The organism is Actinoplanes oryzae, assembly GCF_030757795.1.
In the GTDB taxonomy this organism is placed as follows: Bacteria; Actinomycetota; Actinomycetes; order Mycobacteriales; family Micromonosporaceae; genus Actinoplanes.
This window is the reverse complement of sequence record NZ_JAUQWH010000112.1, coordinates 1-22,663: the sequence shown is the minus strand read 5'-3', so window position 1 is coordinate 22,663 and position 22,663 is coordinate 1. Positions and strand designations below refer to the sequence as shown.

The window sequence follows — 22,663 nt, the reverse complement described above, 5'->3', positions numbered from 1 at the left end:
CCCGGGCCGCCGCTGACAGTCGTCGCAGGCCGGCGCGCGGTCCTGGACGCTCATGCCGGCTCTCTTGGCGCGGGGAGGGGGTGGAACAGCAGGTGGATGTCGCCCTCGATGTCGAGGCGCCGGATGCCGATGCCGTAGACCGGCTCGAGGATCGCCGGGTCGAGGACCTCGGCGGTGGTGCCGGCCGCCAGGACTCCGCCGTCGCCGAGCAGCACGAGGTCGTCGCAGTAGCGGGCGGCGAGGTTCAGGTCGTGCAGCACCACGATCGAGCAGGTGCCCAGGTTCCGCACGAGCCGCAGCACCTCGTGCTGATAACGGATGTCGAGGTGGTTGGTCGGCTCGTCGAGCAGCAGGTGGGTCGCCTCCTGGGCCAGGGCACGGGCGATGAGCACACGCTGGCGCTCCCCGCCGGACAGGGCGGCGAACGGCCGGGATCCCAGGTGCGCCGCGCCGACCCGGGCGAGACAGCGCGCCGCGATCTCGTGGTCGCCGGCCGAGGCGCGCTGGAAGGTCGACAGGTGCGGGGTGCGGCCCAGCAGCACCATCTCGGCGACCGTCAGAGCGGTCTCGCCGCCCGCCTCCTGGACGACCACAGCGATCCGGCGGGCGGCTTCGCGGGGCGGCAGGGACCCGAGGTCGTCGCCGTCGACGGTGACCTCGCCGGTGCCGCTGCGCAGGGCGCCGTGGAGCAGGCGCAGCAGCGTGGTCTTGCCGCTGCCGTTGGGGCCGATCAGCCCGAGCACCCGGCCCGGCCGCGCCCGCACGCCGACGCCGGCGATGACCGGGGTGCCGCCGTACCTCCACGAGACGTCCCGCGCGGCGATCATTTCCCGAACCGCTGGACGATGCGCTCGAGACCGGTGACCGCCAGCGGGCTCGGCGGCTCGGTGAAGTTGAACAGCTGCGGCAGCACGTCGCCGTTCCTGACCGCGGTCAGGTTCTTCGCGCCCGGCAGCCCGGTGACGGCCCGCGCCACGGCCTTCGGGTCGCCGTCGCTGTACAGCAGGATGAGGATGTCGGGATTGCGCCCGAGCAGTTCCTCCGTGGTCACCTCGAAGACGCGCTCGTCGGTGTCGCCGAACACGTTGGTCAGCCCGGCGGCCTTCAGCTGCGGGTCGGCCATGCTCCGATTCCCGTACGCGTAGGTGACGCCCCCACCCACGGTCGGATAGAGCACCGCCGCCGTCTTGCCGATCGCCGCCGTGCTGCCGGACATGCGCTGCTCGAGTGCGTCGATCGCGGCCGTGGCCTGCTCGCCGCGGTCGAAGACCTTGCCGTACATCCGCAGCTGGGCGTAGATGTCGTCAAAGGCGGGCCGGGCGCCGGTCGTGTCGCACAGCGCCGGCTCCTCCAGCAGCGGGATGCCGACCGCCGACAGCGCGTCGCGCGAGAGGTTGTCGACCTCGCCGAGCACCAGGTCGGGCTGCTGCCCGAGCACGGCCTCCTGGGAGATCTGCAGGTGACCGCTCGTGTCGGTCCTGTCGGTGAGCAGCGGGATCCTGTCCAGCTCGGCGAGCGTCGCGGCGTCGTAGTACTCCTCGGGATACTGCCCGGCACGCGCGGTCACCCGGTCCAGGACCCCGAGATCGTGCAGGTACGGCACCGCGGCGCTCTTGAGCAGCACGACGCGCTCGGGCGTCCGCTCGAACGTCACCTCGGCGCCGCAATTGGTCACAGTCACCGCCTCGGTCCGCGCGGCGGCTGTGCCTCCTCCGCCACATCCGGCGACGAGCAGCACCATGGCGAGAAACGCCCTCTTCATCACTGTCCTCCGGGGCTTGCGTGCAGGCGGCGGATCAAAATCACCAGGAAGGGCGCCCCGAGCAGGGACGTGACGATGCCGATCGGGATCTCCTGGGGCGCCAGCAGCACCCGGGCGACGACGTCGGCCCAGACCAGCAGGATCGCGCCGAGCAGCGCGGCCACCGGGACCACGCGGACGTGGGCGGAACCGACCAGGCGCCGGGCCAGGTGCGGCACGACCAGCCCGGCGAAGCCGATGCTGCCGGCCGCGGAGACCAGCACGCCGACGCACAGCGACACGAGCACGAGCAGCCGCATGCGCAACCGCTCGGGTGAGACGCCCAGCGTGTGCGCGGTCTCGTCGCCGATCGCCAGCGCATCCAGCCGCCGCCCGCCGAGCGTCAGCACGGCGACGGTGACGGCCACCACGACCGCGACCACGGCCAGGGCCGCGTCCCAGCGAGCCAGTCCCAGCGAGCCGAGCAGCCAGAACATGACCGACCGGGCACCCTCGGCCGAGCCGGAGGCGAAGATGAGGAAGCTGGTCGCCGCGTAGAGCGCGTAGCCGACCGCCACGCCGGCCAGCAGCATCCGGACAGACGTCACCCGCCCGCCGCTGCGCGCGACCAGGAACACCAGCAGCGACGCGGCCAGCGCCCCGAGGAACGCGCTGACCGGCAGGGCATGCTCCCCGAGACCGGCGCCGAAGCCGAACAGGATCGCCGCGGCGGCACCGCTGGAGGCGCCCGAGTTGATACCCAGCAGGTACGGGTCGGCGAGCACGTTGCGGACCATCGCCTGCAACGCGACGCCGCAGACCGCCAGCCCCGCGCCCACGAGGACGCCCAGCAGGACCCGCGGCAGCCGCACCTTCCACACGATCGCGTCCTGCGGCGGCTCCCACGTCGGCTCGCCGGGCCACCCGGTGACGTGGTGGGCGATGACCCGCGCCACGGTCGCCGGCGCGATACCCACCGCTCCGGAGCCGAGCGCGACGACGATCGTCAGGAGCAGCACGGCGACGAGCGCGGCGAGCCAGAGCGTTGCCCGCCGGCGACGGGCGGCCACCCCGAGGATGTCGGCCTCGGACACACGAATCCCCCCGGTCTCTTGCCTACGCGCCGCTGTTGCAACTCGTTGGCAAGAAGCTAACAGCCGCGGTCGTACCGGTCGAGAGGCAAAGATCACTTTGCAGTTGCCAACCCTTGGCAACAGTCGTAGCTTCCTGGCTGATACAGCCTGTTCTCCGGAAGGCCGCCATGGTCGACACCCGCTTGTCCCGCTTCCGGCGCACCCTGACGCGCGACGACCGGCGGTCGCTCGCCGGGATGGCCGGCTTCATCGTGCTCCTGCACGTCGCCGGCTTCGCCGTCCTCATCGGGCTGGTCGCGCCGAAGCACTTCCACCTCGGCGGCGACCATCCGGTGTTCACCGTCGGCGTGGGCGTGCTGGCGTACACGTTCGGCATGCGGCACGCCTTCGACGCCGACCACATCGCCGCGGTCGACAACACCACCCGCAAGCTGATGCAGGAGAACGAGCGCAAGCCGCTGTCGGTCGGCTTCTGGTTCTCCCTCGGCCACTCGACCATCGTCTTCGCGCTGGCGTTCCTGCTCTCGGCCGGCGTCAAGGCCCTGGCCGGTCAGGTCGCCGAGGACGGCTCCGAGCTCCACTCGATCACCGGCGTGATCGGCGCCTCGGTCTCCGGCGCCTTCCTGTGGATCCTGGGCATCCTCAACCTCGTCGTGCTGCTGGGCATCATCCGGGTCTTCCGCGCCATGCGCCACGGCCACTTCGACGAGCAGCAACTGGAGGAACAGCTCAACAAGCGCGGCTTCATGAACCGCATCATCGGCGGCCTCACCCGGTCCGTCCGCAAGCCCTGGCACATCTATCCGGTCGGCGTCCTCTTCGGGCTGGGCTTCGACACCGCCACCGAGGTCGGCCTGCTCGTCCTGGCCGGCGGGGCGGCGGCCTTCAACCTGCCGTTCTACTCGATCCTCGTGCTGCCGATCCTCTTCGCCACCGGCATGTGCCTGCTCGACACCGTCGACGGGGTGTTCATGAACGCGGCGTACGGATGGGCCTTCGCCAAGCCGGTCCGCAAGGTCTTCTACAACATCACCATCACGTCGATCTCCGTCGCCGTGGCCCTGATCATAGGAACCATCGAACTCATCGGCGTCCTCGACGACCAGGCCCACATCACCACCGGCCCGCTCGCCGCGATCGGCTCGATCCCCCTCGACTACGCCGGGTACGGCATCGTCGCCCTCTTCGTCGTGTCCTGGCTGATCGCCCTGGCGGTGTGGCGCTTCGGCCGCATCGAGCAGCGCTGGTCGAGCGGCTTGGCCCAGGGCCGCGCCGACCACTGACCCGCGCACGGCCGCTCGATCTCGACAAGTACACCGTCACCATCGTGGCCCGGCGACACCGGCTCGCCATCCTGCCCGCATGGACACCGCCTGGGCCTGGGTGACCGAGGGCCGGTACCCCGGCTTCTGCCGCACGTTCGTCCGGGACCGGGACCCCGCCACCGTCGCCGAGAGGCTCGGCGGCGGGCCACCGGCCGTCATGACCGTCGAGCAGACCGGGGACGCCTACCCGCCCCACCAGCGTGGTTCGCTTTTGCGGGCTTACCAGGTCATCTTCGCCGCCGCCGGGCTCGCCGCCGCCGCCTCGCTCGTGATCGCCCTGTTCATCCCCCGGCGGGCGGCGGTCACTCGACGGGCCACGGCGGCCGAGCCCGAACTGGCGGCCGCCGCACGCTGATCAGACCCCGGCGGCCCGCGCGTCCGTGAGGACTGGCCGCCCGGACCGGAGGGCGCGGGCGGCCAGGTTCACATCAGTACTTGGCGGTGCAGCGCCAGAGCGGGGACCCGCCGGTCTGGCCGTCGACACACGCCTTGTACGTGTAGCCGGCGTCGTTCAGCATCGCTGTGTACCGGGAGACGCCCTGCTGGTGGGCGCTCGGACCGGTCACCCGCTCGCGCTCGCTCCCGCTCGAGTTGTAGCTGAAGCCGCCCAGCAGCGAGTAGTAGCCGCCCCGGGTCCACGCCGTCCGGCAGCGGGGGCTGTACCGCAGCTCGGCGTACGTGCTGTTGTCGACGGTCTTGGTGTAGATCGTCTTGGCGTCCGTGGAGCAGTAGTACCAGTTGGCCTGGCCGCCCGGGGGCTTCACGAGGTAGCTCGCCGGGTCTTCACCGTCGCAGGAGTTGCCGCACGCGTCGGAGGCCGCGGCCACCGAGACGAGAGCATCGACGGCCGCCTTGTCGGCGATGACGTCGACACTGCCGTCGCTGTTGCGGACGACCCGGTGGGGAAGGGTGACGGGAGCGGGCCCGGTCGGGCTGACCTCGGCGGCCCGCGCAGCGGCCGCGGCCGGCGGCACCTCGGCGGGGAACCCGGCCGGGAGGGAGTCGGCCGGAGGCGGGGTCGGCTCCGCGTGAGCCGGTCCGCCGACGCCGAGCGCCAGGACGCTGATCGCGGTGAGGACGAGAGCACGAGCTTGGTGTCGCAAGGTGGTTCCTGTTCTGTAAGAGGTGTTGTGCGGGCAGGGGTCATCGCCGCGCCGGTGTCGCCGGTGCGGTGTCGTTCGAGAAACCGGGTGCCTAGCGGCGTTGCCGGCGAGCCAGGTCGTCCGCGCGAGCACGCCGGGAGCGGGACAGCACGTCCACCTCGGTCCCCGCGCCCTCACCGGGCGACGCCTCCCAGCCGCGGAGCTTGTCGCCGATGGCCCGCACCCGCTCGTCCCGGGGGCCGGCCACGAGGTAGAACAGTGACTCGTCCACCTCACGGTCGTCGCCGCCCCAGCGCACGAGACCCTCCCCGTCGGCGAGGACGTCCCGCAGCACCTGCTCCTGCAAGGGATAGAAGCCGCCCTTGGCGCGAGCGCCGGGCCGGATCCGTACCGCGGTGCCGGAGGCCAGGTTGGACTCGGCGCTGCGCCGGCGCACCTTGTTGACCGGGGTCCAGCCGACCAGGTCGCCCGGCCGGATCTCCTCGATCTCGTAGTGAAAGCGGCGAATCGTGTGCAGCAGGATCGCCTCGACGTCCCCGATCCACACCGGGACACTCAGTCCCGTGCCGGCCACGGTCCGGGTCCACACCTGCGAATCGCGATCCGCGTTGCTCTGGATGGTCCATCCGTTCCGCGAGGTCGCCGGGCGCTTCGGCCGCCGGATCTCCCGGGCCGACGCGGGCGTGGCGGGCAGGACGGAACCGGCGGCCGCGACCGCGCCTGTCACAGCGGCGGTGCGGAGAACGGTGCGCCGAGTCAGCCGATGAGTCATCGTGTCGCCTTCCGGGTCATCGAAGCAGAATGAGGCCGAACGGCACCAGGGACGCGGCCACGCAGGCGGGCCAGTAGCGGGACCCCGGAACAGCCACCCGGCGGCGGGCCCACACGTTGATCAGGCCCCAGACCGAGAGGAACCCGCCGGACGACACAGCGGCCAGGAGCCACCAGATCAGCATTCCGTCGTTCTCGGTCGGTTCCCCGCGCGTCCAGCCCAGGTCGGCCAGTGGCCCGTTGGACAGCGCGTACCAGATGAGGAACAACGGCACGACGGCCACGACCCCCAGGAGCAGGTTCACGAAGACCGCTGCAACGAGTCTCAGCATGTGTCCAATTCTTTGTCATCGGTCCGCCGCTACGCCTCACGGGAGAGCTTGTTGTAGTTCTCGAGGACGTTGTACAGGCCGGTCAGCTCACGTCCGTACTGCTCGATCTTCTCTCTGTTGCTCTCGTACTTGTCCCCGTTGTAGCGCTCCAGGATGAGCTGGACGTCGGCCATGCTCGTGGTGAGCGAGGGACGGGCCACCCCGACCTGGTACGCGTTGTAGATCGTCAGGTAGGCGGCCGTCGCGATGTTGTAGTGGGGGTCCTGGAGGCGATCCCACACCGCACGCCGGTCGGTCTCCAGCGTCAACGGAGTGCCGTTGATGATGCCCTGCTGGATGCAGTAGTTACGGGCCTCGATCGCCACCCAGGCGAAGATCTGTCCGTAGCCGGTGCTGGAATCCGGCCGCAGCCCGTTCCGGAACAGGTCGTCGAACATCGGATCGGTCGGATTCAGCTTGCGCAGCTCCCACAGGATCGGCGCCTGGACGAGGGCCTTGCGCAGCTTCAGGGTCCGGGCCAGGTTCGTGAACAGCCAGTCGGCTTCCATGACCCGCTCGAACGCGTTGGTCGTGGAGATCACGTTCCAGGTGACCCAGTCCCCGTCGAGCGTCCAGCCCTCGCCGCCGGTCTCCGGGACGCCGACCGACGTCAGGTAGGTCTGGACGTCCCGGAGCAGCGCCGCCTGGTAGCGACTCTTGTCGAGGTCCACGTCGAGATCGTCGGTGTTGGGCCGCGGCGGGTCGAAGTCGCCCTGACCGGTGTCGCGGCCCGAGGCGATGTTGTTGTCGATCTCGATGCTGCCGCTGCCCGAGCCGATCGTCTTGGTGACGATCTGGTCGTACGCCCAGTTGGTCGGCAGCGGATAGCCCAGGTTGCCCGAGAACCCGGACGACATGTCGGACACGAACGAGGTGAGCGCGTACCCCTCGTCGGAGACCCGCTGGCAGACGTTGCGGGGACCGTAGATGCCCACCCGGTAGCCGGAGAGCTCGCTGACCGTGCCGTGCACGCCCCGGAAGTACGGCAGGATGTAGCTGGTGACCTCGGCGTCCATCGCGTCGTAGTCGACCGCGAAGTAGATGGTCGATCCCGGCTTGAAGCCGTGGATCCGGGCCCACTCGATGGCGTTCGTCGCGTCGACGCAGCCGCTGGCGTAACTGAAGTTGGTCGCGTCCCGGGCCCACGTCTGATAGATCGGGAAACAGCGCAGCCCGTACTGCTTGATCGTGGCGAGCTCGCCGGGCTGGATCGCCTTCTCCGGCAGGCTCGTCGAGGACGGGTTGTAGAGGTATCGCCCGATGTACTTGTATCCGGCCGCCTTCAAAGCCACCGCGCGATCCGGCGTGATCTTCGTGACGCCGTCGCACGCCTCGCCGCTGCGCGTCTGGTCGCCGTACGAGACCAGCAGCGACGCCCACGTCGGGAAGTCCCCGGTCCCGGTCACGGACAGCTTCGCGAACGACTGGAACTCGCGCACCGCGGCCTGCACCTCGGCGGTGAAGGCGCCGAACGAGACGGGCCGCTTGTTGAGCAGCATCGCCGCGGTGAACATCTCCGCCCAGGTGCCGGCCGTGCCGACCGACACCGGATGGGACTTCAGCCCGGCCTGCGTGCCGGGGCCGAACACCCCGTTCGCCGTGCCGTCGGCCATGCCCAACTCGTACTGGATGGCCAGCAACATCGACTTCGCGACGTCCCGGGAGTGGTGACCGTCGCACGGGATGACGAAGTAGTCGCGGCGGTTGACGTACCGGCCGTTCAACCACTGCTGGACAGAGCGGATCTGGCTCGACCCGTTGTTGACGGTGACGTACGCGTCCATGTTGAGCAGCGCCTTGACGACCTTGGGCTCCAGCGAACCACCCGGGTAGGCGTAGGCGAGCCCCATGTCCTGCTTCAGCTGAGTGACCGAAGCCTCGACCCGGGCGCTGTAGATGCCGTCGATGCCGCCGCCGTCATAGCCCTTGCAGTACAACGCCGACTGGAGGATGCAGCCGAAGATCCACGACGGCACGGTCGAGGCGTTCAGACTCGGAAACTTGCTCTGCAGCGTCGCCAGCGTCGTGGGACCGAAGGTGTCCGACAACGAGGTGATGCCCATCTCGTATTGCAGCGCCCGGGTCAGGGCGTACATCGTGGGCCACCCGGTGCGGCCGTTCTCCTCGAGCTTCGCGATGCCGAGCTTCGCGCCGTTGCTGTAGGTGCTGTTGATGAAGCGCTGGGCCCGAAGGACCATCTCGTCAACGTCTGCCATCTACGTCCTTCTGTGAGGGGGGCGCGGCAGCATCATCGCAGCGAAGCCCGCACAGATCGATTGATCTCACTGCCGCGACGGCAGCATACGACGCGAAACGATCTCGCGCTGCCCCGTTTCCGTCCGCCGGCGACAGCTCGGAACAAGGCCCGTTCGGGCGGCGCACCGCGGGCCGGGCGGGGGGAACAGAGGCAGACGGTCACGGTCGTGAGGCGTTCGACCACCCGGACGTCCCGGCCGGATGTCGATCTGCCCGGCGTCGTGCCGCTGCGCCCGGACATCACCGACCCGGCGCCGGTGGCAGCGGCCGCCGGCGACGTGACCCTGCTGATCAACAATGCGGGCAGGCGTTCAACCCGGCTGCCGTGATGAAGGGCCCGGACGACATCGCCGGCTCCGCGCTCGACGGCATCGAGGCCGGCCGGATCGAGATCGTGGCGGACTGCACGAGCAGCAGATCGACGAGGCTGTTGACCGCGGCGGTGGCGCCGATCCCGGGGTGTGAGAGCCAGGCGCGCTCACATCAGTGGACCTCGGCGCCGAACGAGGCGACCATGTCGACCACCTACGACAAGCGGCTCGCCGAGGCGGCAGCAGCAGCTGGCCTCACTGTGGACATGCCCACCAGCTGAATGTCCGGGCAACGCCCCCTTCGACGGCGGTTGAAGCGCCGGTGACGTAGCCGATCTTCTCGGGCCAGGGAGCCGATCAGGCTGGCCCACCTGACGCGACCAGCCGGCACACCGCCGATCGCGATGTCTACGAGAAGTGCCGACGCCCGCGTAGCCGCCGGCGATGCCCATCGCTACAGGCAACTCTCGACGCTCAGCAGGTACTGACCGGCCTGGCCGAGAATTACGCCGGGCTTGACATCGGCATGTGAAGGCGGCCGAACGCCTGCTCGGCCGCCCGGGTCACCATCGCCGGGCAGCGCAAACCAGACACCGCGCGGCGGGTGCGACAGGCCCGTGCCGACCGATCCGCGACACGGCCCTCGGCCACCCCGTCATGCAGAAGGTGGCCGGCGACTCCTCCCACGGCAGATCGTCGCGTAGCTCGCAGCGATCGACGAGGCCGAGAAGCACTTCACCTCAAAGACATGCTGGCGTGGTCGACCTTCACGCGAACCACCTCCGGCATGCCCGTCGCACCTGGGCGGTCTGGCCTGCTCTAGTCGGAGGACCAATAACCGAAAAACGTGGCGGTACGCGAAAGGGGCCACCGAAGCGGCCCCTCACCTGAGTAAACGCTCCCCCGATTGGACTCGAACCAATAACCTGCCGGTTAACAGCCGGCTGCTCTGCCAATTGAGCTACAGGGGATCAAACCCGTCGCCCCGGCTTCCCGCTCTCGCAGGTCGTCGTGGCGACGGGAGAAACGATACATGACCGGCGGGCGGTTTCGCTCGGGGGTACCCCTCCGCGAGGTGCCCCGGCGCGGCGGGGAGGCGGACATCTCGCTCACACGGCGACATAACGCCACGCCCGGCGATCGGCGTCACAGGGCGGGCGGGGCGGTGGATTGCCTGGTCAGGGGTGGGGCGACACACCCGGGCGAGTCGTGAGTCGGACGAAAAGCGGGCGGCGGGAATGAGCTGGCGGCAGGATGGGTATGCACCCTCACCGAAGACGAAGACGCACGTGCGTCGACGAACGGAAGGAGCCGCCATGCGCGGAAAGCTCATGTTCATCACGGGTCTCGCGGCGGGCTTCGTCCTGGGCAGCCGTGCCGGCCGGGAGAAGTACGAGGAGATCGCGGCCAACGCCAAGAAGGTGTGGGAGCACCCGACGGTCCAGGAGGCCGCCGGCGTTGCCCAGGCGCAGGCCAACAAGCTCTACACCGAGGGCAAGGACAAGCTCAACCAGTCCAAGATCGGTGAGAAGCTGCAGTCGGCCAGCAGCTCGTCCTCCTCGACCGGCACCAGCACGACCAGCACCACGGACCTGCCGGCGACGAGCTCGACCAGCACCGGCAGCACGTACTGACGCACGCCAGCCGTTCGTGGCCCGGCCCCCGCTGAGGGACCGGGCCACGCGGCTGTTCGCCCCCTGGCGGACGGCAAGCGCCGACGGCAAGCGCCGACAGCAAGCGCCGTCGGCAAGAGCCGGGATCGGCGCAGCGACCGCCATCGGAGGCATGGGGCGCGCCGGCGACCGGCCTCGGCGCAATGCCGCCGCAGGGAAGCGGACAGCGCCGGTCGCGGCCAGCTCGAGGAGAGGGGCCGCGCGACACTCCCCGGGCCGCCCAGGTGAATAAGGGACGACCCGCGGATGGGAGCTTTAGGACGAGGACGAGAAGGCGGCGTCGAAGGCTGCCGTCGGGGCGTCGAAGGCCAGGTCGCGAACGAACTGCAGCGCGGCGGGGGCGCCGACCAGCCGGTCCATCCCCGCGTCCTCCCACTCGATCGACAGCGGGCCGTCGTAGCCGATGGCGTTGAGGGCTCGGAAGCAGTCCTCCCACGGAACGTCGCCGTGGCCGGTGGAGACGAAGTCCCAGCCTCGGCGGAGGTCGGCCCAGGGCAGGTGGGAGGCCATTCTGCCGCGGCGGCCGTCGCCCGTGCGGACCTTCGCGTCCTTGCAGTCGACGTGGTAGATGCGGTCCTGGAACTCGAGGATGAAGTTGACCGGGTCGAGGTCCTGCCAGACGAAGTGGGACGGGTCCCAGTTGAGGCCGAAGGCGGGCCGGTGGCCGATGGCGTCGAGGGTGCGGCGGGTGGTCCAGTAGTCGTACGCGATCTCGCTGGGGTGCACCTCGTGGGCGAAGCGGACGCCGACCTCGTCGAAGACGTCGAGGATCGGGTTCCAGCGGTCGGCGAAGTCCTGGTAGCCGCGCTCGATCATCGCGGGCGGCACCGGCGGGAACATGGCGACCGTGTGCCAGATCGACGACCCGGTGAAGCCGACGACCGTCTTGACCCCGAGACGCGCCGCTGCCCGTGCCGTGTCCTTCATGCGTGCGGCCGCACGCTCCCGGACGCCCGCAGGCTCGCCGTCTCCCCAGATCGCGGCGGGCAGGATGTCCTGGTGCCGCTCGTCGATGGGGTGGTCGCAGACGGCCTGGCCGACGAGGTGGTTGGAGATCGCGAACACGCGCAGGTTGTACTTTGCCAGGGTCGCGCGCTTGCGGTCGACGTAGTCGTCCTCGGCGAGCGCGCGGTCGACCTCGAAGTGGTCGCCCCAGCAGGCGATCTCCAGGCCGTCGTAGCCCCACTCGGACGCGAGCCGGCAGACCTCCTCGAACGGCAGGTCGGCCCACTGGCCGGTGAAGAGCGTGATGGGTCGAGCCATGTCATCTCCCTTGATCGAATGCACGACAAGGGTTCCGAGGCCGGCGCGGGGAGGACCGGCGGGCAGAGCGGACGAGCGAACCGAGCCGGGTTTGCGCCCCCGGCCGGGCTCATCCAAAACTCTAGGACCGCGCGGCAGCGTCAACAAGGGGCGGCGACAGGCCCAGATCGCCGAGCTCGCCCAGACCCTCGGGCGCGATGTCGAGATATTCGGTGACCGGCCTGCCGTTCATGAGCCGGCGCAGCGCCGAGCGGCAGATCTCGGTGGTCGCGGTCAGCTCCGGGGGCAGCGACGACCCCCACGGTACGCGGTGGAGCACCCGCCACGGCCCCGGCGGCACGTCGGTGAGCGCCTGCGCCAGGTCCTCCACATAGCCGTCGTCCGGCGTGGTCACGGGGTGCGGGAAGCCGGTGTAGGACCGCAGGGCCTCCGCCGCGGCGGCCGGGTTCGTGGCCTGCAGGGCGGTGGCCACCTGCACGTGGATGACGGAGACGCCGGCGCCGGCGAGGCGGTCGAGGTAGGCGACCGGGTCCTCCCAGGTGCACGCCAGGCTCGCGAGGTCGAGGCTGACCCCGAGGCGGTCCTTGTCGAGCCGGGAGAAGGCGGCCGCCACCGAGGCGGAGCCGTCGAGCACGTGGCCGGGGGCGGGCTGGAAGCCGACCCGGACCGCGCGGCCGGTCTGCCAGGCGACCTCGGCGAGCCCGCCGGAGAGCCGGCCGAGGATGCGGGAGCAGGCCTTCTCCTTGGCCTCGTCCCAGCCGTCGCGCCGGCCGATGCCGTTGGTGATGACGGCGCCGCGCTCGGCCTCGGCGGGCAGCAGGTCGACGAGGATGCGCGCCAGGTCGAGGGTGTACTCCAGGCGGGCCGGGCTGCTCCAGTCGGCCAGGGAGGATCCCTCGTCGCCGCCCTCGGAGTACGGCACTCCGCTCAGCGTGAAGACCTCGAGCCCGCGGGCGTCGAGCTCGGCACGCAGCCGGGTGCGGGAGCGCGCATCGATCGCGAGGGCGGCGGCGAGGGTGGGTGGCAGCCAGAGGCTCACCCCGAGGGTGCCCACGTCGAGGCGGGACCGGACGGCGGCGGCATAGGCGTCGAGCTGCTCGACGACGGCCGGGAGGTCCCGGGCGGGCCGCAGGTCGGTGCCGTGACTCAGATGGACGACCCGGTCCGACTGGTGGCGCAGACGCATCAGAATCCCTCCTGGAGCGGGGCGTCACCGAGGCATATGCACGTGCATCGGTTCGTGCTGCGTCCAGTATGGACCATTTGGCCGCGGGTCACCGCTGCCGTCGTGGCGGGCCGACGGAATGCCATGACGCCTCCATCCGTGGGTTGGCTGCCCTCGGGTACGAGCCTCAACCGTCCGCCGGATCAGCGGGCGTACTGGCCGTGCGACGTCCTGACCTGCACGGGGATGATCTACGGGTGCGAATGACATTCATGTAAGACGATGCTCGGACGCGTCGTGAGCAGGGCCGAAGTGGACCGGAGCACCCGGACGAGGGAGATACCGGAGAGCGTTCTCTGTGCGCCAATTGCACAATGGGACACGCACCGGACAGTCACACGTGCAGACCGCGGGGTGCATCTGCACACCGCACATGCCTCGCGGGAGGCAAAAGGCCGCCCCGGCACCCGCCGGAACCCGGGAGCAGTTGCCGGAACGGCCGTCCCGCCGCGGGCCCGTGCCCCGGAGCGCAACCGGACCACCCCGCGCCTGCGGCGGAACCCACGATCAGACGCCGGCCAGCGACACCTCCACCGGCACCCACGCCGACGTCGCCGCCGACCGCTCGACCGCGTCGAGCACCAGCTGCACCTGCAAGGCGTCCGCGAAGGACGGTGCCGGGTCCGTACCCGTGGCGACCGCCTCCAGGAGATCCCGGACCTCGTGGGTGAAGCTGTGCTCGTACCCGATCAGGTGACCCGCGGGCCACCACGCCGACATGTACGGATGGTCCGGCTCGGTGACCAGGATCCGCGTGAAGCCCTGCTCGTCCGAGGGCAGCGTGGCGTCGTAGAACTCCAGCTCGTTCATGCGCTCGAAGTCGAACGCCACCGAGCCGAGCGACCCGTTCAGCTCCACGCGCAGCCCGTTCTTGCGGCCCGTGGCGAAGCGCGTGGCCTCGTACGTGGCGACCGCTCCCCCGTCGAGCCGGGCCAGGAACAGCGCCGCGTCGTCCACGGTGACCTCCCCGAGCGGCGAGCCGGCGCCGTTGCCGGCCGCGGCCAGCCCGGCGGACGAGGACGGCAGCGGCCGCTCCCGGACGAAGGTCTCGGTCAGCGCACTGACGCCGGTGATGAGCTGCCCGGTCACGAACTGCGTGAGGTCGACGATGTGCGCCCCGATGTCCCCGAGCGCCCCCGAGCCCGCGACGTCCTTACGGAGCCGCCAGACCAGCGGGAACTCCGGGTCCACGATCCAGTCCTGCAGGTAGACCGCGCGGACGTGGCGTACCGTGCCGATCCGGCCGTCGGCGACCAGCTTGCGCATGAGGGCGACGGCCGGGACCCTGCGGTAGTTGAAGCCGCACATGGTGCGGATCCCCTGGGCCTGCGCCGTCGCCGCGGCCGACGCCATCTCGCGGGCCTCGGCGACCGAGTTGGCGAGCGGCTTCTCGCACAGCACGTGCTTGCCGGCGGCCAATGCGGCGCAGGCTATCTCCGCGTGGGTGTCGCCGGGGGTGCACACGTCGATCAGGTCGATGTCGTCGCGCGTGACGACGTCGCGCCAGTCGGTGGCGTGCGACTCCCAGCCGAGCTTGGCGGCCGCGGCCGCGACCCGTGCCTCGTCGCGGCCGCAGACCACCGACATCCGCGCCGACAGCGGCAGATCGAACGCGTGGTTGACGGTGCGCCAGGCCTGTGAGTGCGCGGCGCCCATGAACGCGTGACCGACCATGCCGACCCGCAGCTGCCCCATCGTGAACTCCCGTTCGAAAAGAGACGTCAGAAACCGAGCTTGGCGTACTGGTCGGCGTTCTCCTTGGTGATCGTCTCGGAGGCGAGCGTGATCTCCTTGGGCACCTGCAGCTCGACCAGGTCGGACATGCCCTTGCCCTGGCCGATCAGGCGGGCCAGCGAGATGGCGGAGGACGCCATCGACGGGCTGTAGGTGACGGTCGCCTTGAGCACGCTGTTGTCGGCCTTGATCGCGTCGATGGCGGCCTTGGAGCCCGCGCCGCCGACCATCAGGAACTCCTTGCGGTTCGCCTGGTTGACCGCGGCGAGCACGCCGATGCCCTGGTCGTCGTCGTGGTTCCACAGGGCGTCGATCTTGGGCAGCGCCTGGAACAGCTCGGTGGCCGCGCGCTGACCCGTGTCCGCCGTGAACTCGGCCGGGCGCCGGTTGGCGACCTTGAAGCCGTACACGGCGAGGGCCTCCCGGAAGCCGGCCGAGCGGTCCTGGGTGAGCTCGAGCGAGTCGATGCCGGGGATCTCCCCGATGATCGGGTTGCTCACCCCCTTGGCCTGCAACTGCGCCCCGATGTACGCCCCGGCGGCCAGCCCCATGCCGAAGTTGTCACCCTTGATCTGCAGCCGGTACGCCCCGCGGTCCGGGAAGGCACGGTCCAGGTTGATCACCGGGATGCCCGCCCGCATCGCCTCGAGCCCGGCGGCGTTCAGTTCCTTGCCGTCGTGCGGCAGCATCACGATCACATTGGGCTTCTGGCCGATCAGGGTCGAGATCGCGGCGCGCTGGGCGGCCGCATCGGCGCCGGCTTCGACGCTGCGGAATTCCACGTCCTGGTACGCCTGGGCCTGCGCCTTGGCGTTGTTGGTGATGGCCGCCAGCCAGCCGTGGTCGGCCGCCGGCGCGGAGAAGCCGATGATCACCTTGTCGCCCGGGGCGGCGTTCTCGTTGCCGGCGCTCTGGTTGGTGTTGATCTGGGTGTTCTCGGTCGGGGTGTTGCTCGTGCAAGCGGTGAGCACGGCACCGGCGCCGACGGCGGCGCTGCCGAAGAGGATGCGACGACGGGACAGAGCGTTCATCGTTTTCTCCCAGGTTTCATCAGGCGGCCGTCGCCGGTCGCCTGGTTGGTGCATGGGGTGGCCTCTAACGTTTGAGCAGGTTCGTGAGCGACTGGTAGCGGAACTGCTGGACGAGCACGGCGGCGACGATGATGCCGCCCTTGACCATGTTCTGGACCTCGGTGGAGAGGTTGTTGATCGCGAACAGGTTGGTGATCGTGGAGAACACCAGCACCCCGAAGAGGGCGCCGACGATGGTGCCGCGGCCGCCGCTGAGCAGCGTGCCGCCGATGATCGCCGCGGCGATCGCGTCGAGCTCGTAGAGGTTCGCCATCGCCGCCTGGGCGCTGGTCGCCTGGGAGGTGAGCATGATCGCGGCGATGCCGCAGCACAGCCCCGAGAGCGCGTAGAGCAGCACGGTGTGCAGCCGCACGTTGATGCCGGCCAGCCGGGCCGCCTCGACGTTGCCGCCGATCGCCACCGTGCGCCGGCCGAAGGTCGTCCGGTTGAGCAGGACCCACCCGGCCGCCACGACCAGGGCCAGGATGATCACGAGCACCGGGATGCCGAGGATCTCGTTGCTGGCGATGTTGTTGATCGTGGTGTTCGACGAGACCTGCGTCTGCTTGCCGGAGATCTGCGCGGCGAGACCCCGGGCGGCGACCATCATGGCGAGCGTGGCGATGAAGGGGACCAGGCGGCCGTACGAGATGAGGATGCCGTTGATCAGTCCGACCACGACACCCACCAGCACCGCGGTGAAGATCATGCCCAGGGTGCCGTAGCTCTGCGTGGCGAGCGTGGTCGACCACACGCCGGCGACCGCGACGATCGCGCCGACAGACAGGTCGATGCCGCCGCCGATGATGACGAAGGTCATGCCGACCGTCACCACGCCGATCGCGGAGGCCTGCTTGAGGATGGTCCAGATGTTGCCGCTCACCCAGCTCGCGTCGCCGTAGAGCTCCGGGCGGGTGATGATCCCGATGATCACCAGGACGATGAGGACGCCGACCAGGCCCAGGTTGCGGCGGAACGGTTCGGCCGCGTCGCCGGACCAGAAGGCGCGCTTCGGCGGAGTGGTCACGTGGGTCGCGGGGACTTTCGTATCGGTCATGCTGGTTCTCCCTCCAGCAGCGAGCCGGCCATGACAAGGTCGAGCACCCGCGCCTCGTCGATCTCGTCGGCAGGGGCTTCGTGGATCAGGTGTCCCTCGCGCATGACCAGCACCCGGTCGGCGAGGCCGAGGACCTCCGGCACCTCGCTGGAGACCAGCAGCACGCCGACCCCGCCGGCCGCGAGATCGTGGATCACCTGGTAGAGCTCGGCCCGCGCGCCCACGTCCACGCCCCGGGTCGGCTCGTCGAGCAGCAGCAGCCGGGTGCGGTCGAGCAGCCACCGGCCGACGACCACCTTCTGCTGGTTGCCGCCGGAGAGCGTGCGCACCGGCCGGTTCACGTCGCGGGGACGCAGCTCGAGCCGGTCGGCCGTGCGCTCCGCCGCCGCCTTCTCCTTGCCGGCGTCGGTGAAGCCGCCGCGGGCGTACCCGGGGAAGGAGGACAGCGTCATGTTGCGGTAGATCGGCTCGTCCAGCAGCAGCGCCTGGCTCTTGCGCTCCTCGGGCGCCATGCCCATGCCCGCGCGCACCGCGCCGCCGATGCTGCGGATCGGCTTGCCGTCGACCGTGACGGTCCCGGAGTCGGCCGGGCGGGCGCCGAAGATCGTCTCCAGCAGCTCCGAGCGGCCCGACCCGACCAGTCCCGCGATGCCCACGATCTCCCCGGCGCGCACGGTCAGCGAGGCGTCCGTGAACTCGCCCGCCCGGGTCAGCCCCTCGACCCGCAGCAGCGGCTCGCCCTCGGAGCGGCCGACGCGGGGCGGGAAGACGTACTCGATGGTGCGCCCGGTCATGCGGCTGACCAGCTCGCGGGTCGGGGTCCCGCGGGCGGGGAGGTTCGCCGCGGTGGTGCGCCCGTCCTTGAGCACGGTGACCCGGTCGCCGATGTCGCGGATCTCCTCCATCCGGTGGGAGATGTAGATCACCGCTATGCCCTGCGCGGTCAGCTCGCGGATGATCCGGAACAGGTTCTCGACCTCGTCGTGCGCCAGGACCGCGCTCGGCTCGTCCATCACGATCAACTTGGCGTCGTGCGAGAGAGCGCGGGCCATGCTCACGATCTGCTTGCCCGCGGCGGGCAGCGAGCGGACCATCCGCCGGGCCGGGATCTCCGCGTGCCCGAGCCTGGTCAGGATCTCCCGGGTACGCGCGGCGGTGCTGCGCCGCTTGAGGAAACCGCCACGACTCTCCTCGTGGCCGAGAAACGCGTTCTCCGCGACCGACAGGTCCTCGACGAGATCGAGTTCCTGATAGATCGTGGCGATCCCGGCCCGCATCGCGGCCTGCGGGTTGCCCGGGGCGAACGGCTCACCGAGCCACGTGATGCTGCCCTCGTCGGCGTGGTGCACGCCCGCGAGGATCTTGATCAGCGTGGACTTGCCGGCGCCGTTCTGGCCGAGGAGACAGTGGACCTCGCCCCTGCGCACCTCCAGTTCCACGCCGTCCAGGGCCCGTACGCCGGGGAAGGTCTTGACGACGCCCGCCAGCTTGAGCACGACGTCGCTCGCCGAGGGGTCGCTCATGACGCCTGCTCGAAGGCCGTGTCGCTGGCGAGGACCGCGGCGCCCGTGACGCCGGCGCGGGCCCCGAGTTCGCTGAGGACGACCGGGAGGTTGCCGGTGGCCAGCGGCAGCGAGCGGCGGTAGACGACGCTGCGGATCTCGGCCAGCAGGATGTGGCCCAGCTGCGCGAGCCCGCCCCCGATGACGATCATCGACGGGTTCGAGAAGCTGACCAGCGTGGCGAGCACCGCCCCGACCCGCCGCCCGCCGTCGCGGATGAGCCGGATGCAGGTGACGTCGCCCTCGGCGGCGCCGTCCGCCACGTCGCGGGCCACGAGCGTGCCGTGGGCGGCGAGCCGCTCGGCGAGCGCCGGGGAGTCGCCGTTGCGCGCGGCGGCCAGCGCGTCCCGGGCCAGCGCCGCGCCGCTGAAGAGTGCCTCGAGACAGCCGGCGTTCCCGCAGGAGCAGACCGGGCCATGCGAGTCCACCTGGATGTGGCCGATGTCGCCCGCGCAGCCGTCCACGCCCCGGTAGACCTCGCCGGCCAGGTGGATGCCGCAGCCGATGCCCGTACCGATCTTGACGAACAGGAAGTCGTCGACCGAGTGGGCGACCCCGCCGTGCCGCTCGCCGATGGCCATGATGTTGACGTCGTTGTCCACCACCGCCGGGCAGCCCAGCTCGCGGGTCAGCAGCTCGCGCACCGGATAGCGGTCCCAGCCGGGCATGATCGGCGGCGACACCGGCACCCCGTCGCGGAAGCTGACCGGGCCCGGCACGCCGATCCCGACGGCGTCGAGCCGCTCGTACGCCCCGTCGGTCCGCGCCTTCTCCAGCAGCTCCTGGATCCGGTGCAGGATCGCCCGCGGGCCGCCCCGGATGTCGGTGCTCTCCCGGTAGGCGGCGACGGGCTCGAGCCGTCCGTTGGTCACCTCGATGTCGATCGAGCTGGCCCCCAGGTCGACGGCGGCGAACCGGAGCCGGGGGTGCAGCTCGACCAGGGTGGACCGGCGCCCGCCCCGCGACGCGGCCATGCCCGCCTCGGCGATGAACCCGGCGGCGACCAGCCGCTCGACCTCGGCCAGCAGCCGCGGCCTGGTCAGGTCGAGGCGGTCGCCCAGCTCGGCGCGGGATATCGGGCCCTCGTCGCGCAGCAGGCGCAACAGGCGTAGATGGGGGGCGTCGACGACATGCACGGGCACCTCCGGCCGTTCACACCGTCGCAACGGGACGGTGTCACGCCCGTCACACTAGGGCCCTTCCACCCCGCTGGTCCATAGCTTTGCATTGATCAACCGGAACTTTTGTCTTCTGAGTCAAAAGTAACCGGCGCATGCGACGTGGCCCCGGCGAGCACCTCGGGGACGGCGGAGTTGACGTCGCGCTCGACATAGGACAGGCGTACGGCGGGCGGCCTGCCGGGCGTCTCCCGGCTCAGCCACTCCCGCAGGCCCGCGTCCGGGATCTCGTAACCGGCGGGCGTCCGGCGCAGCAGCCGGCGCTCGACCGCCTCCGCCAGCAGGGCGTTGCGCCGGCGGCGGAAGAACCGGCGCTTCTCCCCGGCGGTGCGCAACACGTCCGCCAGGCCGGCGACCGCGACCTGGTAGAGGTAGCTCGTGATCTCCCCGGCGTCGCCGCTGGGCAGGTCCCGGACGGCGCCGGGCTCCCCGTAGATCAAGCCCTCCAGCAGCCCGAGCAGCCGGGGCGACCCCAGGACGACGCTGCCGCCGGGTGCACGGTCCAGCCGGCCGATGAGGTCGGCGCAGCGGGCGACCTTCGAGTCCGCCTTGTCCTCGGCGAGCTGGGCCACGCCCGCCACGGTCCGCCGCAGCCACGACCGGGCCTCCTCGGCGGCCACCGGCTCCAGCACGACATGACAGGCGTCGAGCTCGGGCCCGAGCCGGGTCGCTTCGCGATAGCGCACGGTGTCCGCGAGCACGACGAACCCGTCGGTGCCGCGGTTGAGGGCGGCGATCAGCGCTTCCACGCGTACGCGGGCGGCGTGCGCAGCCGTGATCGGACAGGCCCCCGCGTCCGGGGCCGGCTCGAAGATGTCGTCGAAGACAGGAAGGATGTGACCGCCGCCCACCAGCTCGATCGCGGCGGGACGGCCCACATGCGGCGCCAGCTGCCGGACCAGGTGCTCACTGAGCGTCTCCCGGGCCGGTTCCCAGTCACGCAGGCCGACGGGGACCGGGATCTTCTCCGCGGGCAGGTGCCGGCCCAGCAGGGTCAGTGCCGTCAGCAGGCCCGCGGAGGTCTTGCCCGCCCCGGACTCCCCGAGCACGACCAGGCGGCGCCGGGGCAGGTCGTCAAGCAGGCGCGGCAGGTCACGGACCTCGCCGTCGTGGGCCGGGCGGGCGGGCGGGCCGGGGCACTCCAGCTTGCGCCAGCGCACCGCGAGCACGGGCCCGTACAGGCCGTGGTGGGCGGCCTCGGCCCGCAGCACGGGCAGCAGCGTGGCCGCGAGCTTGTCCGCCGTCGCGTCTTGTCGAGAAGTCACGCGAGACATCTACTCCGCCCGGCGCGGCGGGGATTGGTCCGTACGTGCGGGCTTGTCCGGCCGGTGTTCAGGGGCTAGCGCGCGAGATCGCCAGGCGGTCGGTGCAGGCGTGACAAAACGGGCAGCCTTCGCCACCATCGGCGACGATCGATCACCACGGAGTGTCACCGTCTTCGGCAAGTGTCGGGCAGGCGACAGTGCGGCGTTTCGTCCGTTCTTGCGGCATGAAAAACGGCGGCCCACGTCGGTGGGCCGCCGTCACGTGCTCGGGATCAGTTCGTACTGAGGCCCTTCTCGCTGCCCTTCTTGAGCTTGCGGTCGTCCCGCAGCTCGAGGAACGGCTCGTCCTCGGGGTCGTGCCCGGCCGCGATCGCCCGGCCGCGCTCCAGCTCGGCGTCCAGCTCCGCGCCGATCATGATCGCGATGTTGGAGATCCACAGCCACACCAGGAAGGCGATGACACCACCCAGCGTGCCGTACGTCTTGTTGTAGTTGGCGAAGTTCGCCAGGTAGAGCGCGAACGCTCCGGAGGCGACCACCCACAGGATCACGGCGAAGATGCCGCCCGGGCTGACCCAGCGGAAGCCGCCGGTCTTCGCGTTCGGCGACGCCCAGTAGAGGATCGCGAACATCAGGCTGACCAGGATGACGAGCACCGGCCACTTGGCGATGTTCCAGGTCGTCACGGCCGCGGAGCCGAGGCCGATCTGGTCGCCGACCGCCTGCGCCAGGTCACCGGTGAAGACCACGATCATGGCCGAGACGATCAGCATGAGGCCGATGACCGCGGTGACGCCCACCCGGATGGGCAGCGTCTTCCAGATCGGCCGGCCCTCCGGCACGTCGTAGATCGCGTTCGAGGCCCGCATGAACGCCCCGATGTAGCCCGACGCCGACCAGAACGCCGCCAGCAGACCGATGATCGCCGCGAAGCTCGCCGTGCCGGTGTCGCTGACCTGGCTGAGCACCTGGTTGACCAGGTCCTTGATCTGGCTCGGCGCGATGTCGTTGATCGTCTCCGTGACGGTCTGCTTGCCGTCGCTGCTCAGCAGGCCCAGCACGGACACGAGCACCAGCGCGCCGGGGAAGATCGACAGCACCCCGTAGTACGTGAGCGCGGCCGCCCAGTCGGTGATGTTGTCCTCGGAGAACTGCTTGAAAGTACGCTTGAGCGCCCCGAGGATGCCCTTGCCCTTGAGCTGCGCGGGGTTGTCCGGCCCGGCGTCCGGCGACGGCGCGCTCAGGTCGCGGTCGCTGCTCTCCCCCGTCCGGCTGGTGGCAGCCGCGTCGAGGTCGTAACCGTGCTTGCCGGCATCCCGTTGGCCCGCTGCCCGGGCGCCTCGGGCCGCGTCGGCGTTCTCGTCATGGCCGGACTCGTGATCCGACTTGCCTAGCAGTTTCATAACGGGATTCCCTCCGGGCGCTGTGCACCACTCGCATCAGATCCGCCGGCCTGCCCGGCCGCCGCGCACCATGTCTGACCAGGGTGATGCCCGCCATGTCCCCGCTTCTAACCTCGTGGGCCACGACAACATCCAGCAAACGCACAGGTGAGGGCCTCGCGCCGTGGCCCCGCCGGGCCACCGCCGGGTCTCCTCCGCATGGCGGTGCTCATCCGCCGGTGACTCCTGGATCCTCTGAAGCCGGCTCGGCGGGACGGGGGA

At 70.6% G+C, this 22,663-nt stretch carries 21 protein-coding genes and 1 tRNA gene; 5 read left to right on the top strand and 17 right to left on the bottom strand.

The window, feature by feature from the left end; all coding sequences use genetic code 11:
* Positions 1 to 50: 50 nt before the first annotated feature.
* Genes RBH18_RS29555 through RBH18_RS29545 form a run of 3 tightly spaced genes read right to left on the bottom strand, consistent with a single transcriptional unit; the run spans position 51 to position 2,835 of the window.
* Complete coding sequence (locus RBH18_RS29555) at positions 51 to 827, bottom strand: ABC transporter ATP-binding protein (RefSeq protein ID WP_306213725.1); 777 nt, start codon at positions 825 to 827, stop codon at positions 51 to 53.
* Positions 824 to 1,762: an ABC transporter substrate-binding protein gene (locus tag RBH18_RS29550; protein WP_306213724.1), complete on the bottom strand. Its 939-nt coding sequence runs from the start codon at positions 1,760 to 1,762 to the stop codon at positions 824 to 826. The genes RBH18_RS29555 and RBH18_RS29550 overlap by 4 nt, the downstream gene beginning before the upstream one ends.
* On the bottom strand, positions 1,762 to 2,835 hold the full coding sequence (locus RBH18_RS29545) for a FecCD family ABC transporter permease (RefSeq protein WP_306213723.1): 1,074 nt from the start codon (positions 2,833 to 2,835) through the stop codon (positions 1,762 to 1,764). The genes RBH18_RS29550 and RBH18_RS29545 overlap by 1 nt, the downstream gene beginning before the upstream one ends.
* 167 nt (positions 2,836 to 3,002) lie before the next feature.
* Between RBH18_RS29545 and nicT the strand changes: the two genes are divergently transcribed.
* Positions 3,003 to 4,118, top strand: coding sequence for a Nickel transporter NicT (nicT, locus tag RBH18_RS29540; RefSeq protein WP_306213722.1), 1,116 nt, complete (start codon positions 3,003 to 3,005; stop codon positions 4,116 to 4,118).
* 79 nt (positions 4,119 to 4,197) lie between these two features.
* Positions 4,198 to 4,515 (top strand): hypothetical protein, encoded by a 318-nt coding sequence (locus RBH18_RS29535; protein ID WP_306213721.1) that lies wholly within the window; start codon positions 4,198 to 4,200, stop codon positions 4,513 to 4,515.
* Between the two features lie 73 nt (positions 4,516 to 4,588).
* On the opposite strand, the gene RBH18_RS29530 is transcribed toward RBH18_RS29535, so the two are convergent.
* The 4 genes from RBH18_RS29530 to RBH18_RS29515 all read right to left on the bottom strand — a co-directional run bounded on the left by RBH18_RS29530 (position 4,589) and on the right by RBH18_RS29515 (position 8,621).
* Positions 4,589 to 5,263 (bottom strand): DUF2690 domain-containing protein, encoded by a 675-nt coding sequence (locus RBH18_RS29530; protein WP_306213720.1) that lies wholly within the window; start codon positions 5,261 to 5,263, stop codon positions 4,589 to 4,591.
* A 91-nt stretch (positions 5,264 to 5,354) separates the two neighbouring features.
* On the bottom strand, positions 5,355 to 6,035 hold the full coding sequence (locus tag RBH18_RS29525; RefSeq protein WP_306213719.1) for a hypothetical protein: 681 nt from the start codon (positions 6,033 to 6,035) through the stop codon (positions 5,355 to 5,357).
* A 16-nt stretch (positions 6,036 to 6,051) separates the two neighbouring features.
* Positions 6,052 to 6,366 (bottom strand): hypothetical protein, encoded by a 315-nt coding sequence (locus RBH18_RS29520; RefSeq protein ID WP_306213718.1) that lies wholly within the window; start codon positions 6,364 to 6,366, stop codon positions 6,052 to 6,054.
* A 29-nt stretch (positions 6,367 to 6,395) separates the two neighbouring features.
* Positions 6,396 to 8,621, bottom strand: coding sequence for a glycoside hydrolase domain-containing protein (locus RBH18_RS29515; protein ID WP_306213717.1), 2,226 nt, complete (start codon positions 8,619 to 8,621; stop codon positions 6,396 to 6,398).
* Between the two features lie 207 nt (positions 8,622 to 8,828).
* On the opposite strand from RBH18_RS29515, the gene RBH18_RS29510 reads away from it, so the two are divergent.
* Together RBH18_RS29510 and RBH18_RS29505 are read left to right on the top strand one after the other, a co-directional pair.
* A complete protein-coding gene (locus RBH18_RS29510) occupies positions 8,829 to 8,990 on the top strand; it encodes a hypothetical protein (protein WP_372339005.1) in 162 nt (53 codons plus the stop codon).
* Positions 8,990 to 9,253, top strand: a complete 264-nt coding sequence (locus RBH18_RS29505; protein WP_306213716.1) for a hypothetical protein — start codon at positions 8,990 to 8,992, stop codon at positions 9,251 to 9,253. The genes RBH18_RS29510 and RBH18_RS29505 overlap by 1 nt, the downstream gene beginning before the upstream one ends.
* Before the next feature lie 617 nt (positions 9,254 to 9,870).
* Here RBH18_RS29505 and RBH18_RS29500 read toward each other — a convergent pair.
* Positions 9,871 to 9,943: transfer RNA gene (locus RBH18_RS29500), tRNA-Asn, on the bottom strand.
* Positions 9,944 to 10,288: 345 nt separating this feature from the next.
* Here RBH18_RS29500 and RBH18_RS29495 point away from each other — a divergent pair.
* Positions 10,289 to 10,606 carry a hypothetical protein gene (locus RBH18_RS29495; protein ID WP_306213715.1) on the top strand — a complete coding sequence of 106 codons (318 nt, stop codon included), beginning with the start codon at positions 10,289 to 10,291 and terminating at the stop codon, positions 10,604 to 10,606.
* A gap of 294 nt (positions 10,607 to 10,900) precedes the next feature.
* Here RBH18_RS29495 and RBH18_RS29490 read toward each other — a convergent pair whose 3' ends face one another.
* The 9 genes from RBH18_RS29490 to RBH18_RS29450 all read right to left on the bottom strand — a co-directional run bounded on the left by RBH18_RS29490 (position 10,901) and on the right by RBH18_RS29450 (position 22,402).
* Positions 10,901 to 11,908 carry a sugar phosphate isomerase/epimerase family protein gene (locus RBH18_RS29490; protein ID WP_306213714.1) on the bottom strand — a complete coding sequence of 336 codons (1,008 nt, stop codon included), beginning with the start codon at positions 11,906 to 11,908 and terminating at the stop codon, positions 10,901 to 10,903.
* A 121-nt stretch (positions 11,909 to 12,029) separates the two neighbouring features.
* On the bottom strand, positions 12,030 to 13,094 hold the full coding sequence (locus RBH18_RS29485; RefSeq protein WP_306213713.1) for a sugar phosphate isomerase/epimerase family protein: 1,065 nt from the start codon (positions 13,092 to 13,094) through the stop codon (positions 12,030 to 12,032).
* Between the two features lie 546 nt (positions 13,095 to 13,640).
* Positions 13,641 to 14,828, bottom strand: a complete 1,188-nt coding sequence (locus RBH18_RS29480) for a Gfo/Idh/MocA family protein (RefSeq protein WP_306213712.1) — start codon at positions 14,826 to 14,828, stop codon at positions 13,641 to 13,643.
* A 26-nt stretch (positions 14,829 to 14,854) separates the two neighbouring features.
* On the bottom strand, positions 14,855 to 15,898 hold the full coding sequence (locus RBH18_RS29475) for a substrate-binding domain-containing protein (protein WP_306213711.1): 1,044 nt from the start codon (positions 15,896 to 15,898) through the stop codon (positions 14,855 to 14,857).
* A 64-nt stretch (positions 15,899 to 15,962) separates the two neighbouring features.
* Positions 15,963 to 16,994, bottom strand: coding sequence for an ABC transporter permease (locus RBH18_RS29470; RefSeq protein WP_306213710.1), 1,032 nt, complete (start codon positions 16,992 to 16,994; stop codon positions 15,963 to 15,965).
* Positions 16,991 to 18,517 (bottom strand): sugar ABC transporter ATP-binding protein, encoded by a 1,527-nt coding sequence (locus RBH18_RS29465; RefSeq protein WP_306213709.1) that lies wholly within the window; start codon positions 18,515 to 18,517, stop codon positions 16,991 to 16,993. Before RBH18_RS29465 ends, RBH18_RS29470 begins: the two co-directional genes overlap by 4 nt.
* On the bottom strand, positions 18,514 to 19,692 hold the full coding sequence (locus RBH18_RS29460) for an ROK family protein (RefSeq protein ID WP_306213708.1): 1,179 nt from the start codon (positions 19,690 to 19,692) through the stop codon (positions 18,514 to 18,516). The genes RBH18_RS29465 and RBH18_RS29460 overlap by 4 nt, the downstream gene beginning before the upstream one ends.
* A gap of 95 nt (positions 19,693 to 19,787) precedes the next feature.
* Positions 19,788 to 20,999, bottom strand: a complete 1,212-nt coding sequence (locus RBH18_RS29455) for a hypothetical protein (protein ID WP_306213707.1) — start codon at positions 20,997 to 20,999, stop codon at positions 19,788 to 19,790.
* Between the two features lie 272 nt (positions 21,000 to 21,271).
* The gene (locus RBH18_RS29450; RefSeq protein ID WP_306213705.1) at positions 21,272 to 22,402 is read right to left on the bottom strand and encodes a YihY/virulence factor BrkB family protein; all 1,131 of its coding nucleotides are present in this window, start codon (positions 22,400 to 22,402) and stop codon (positions 21,272 to 21,274) included.
* Between the last annotated feature and the right edge of the window lie 261 nt (positions 22,403 to 22,663).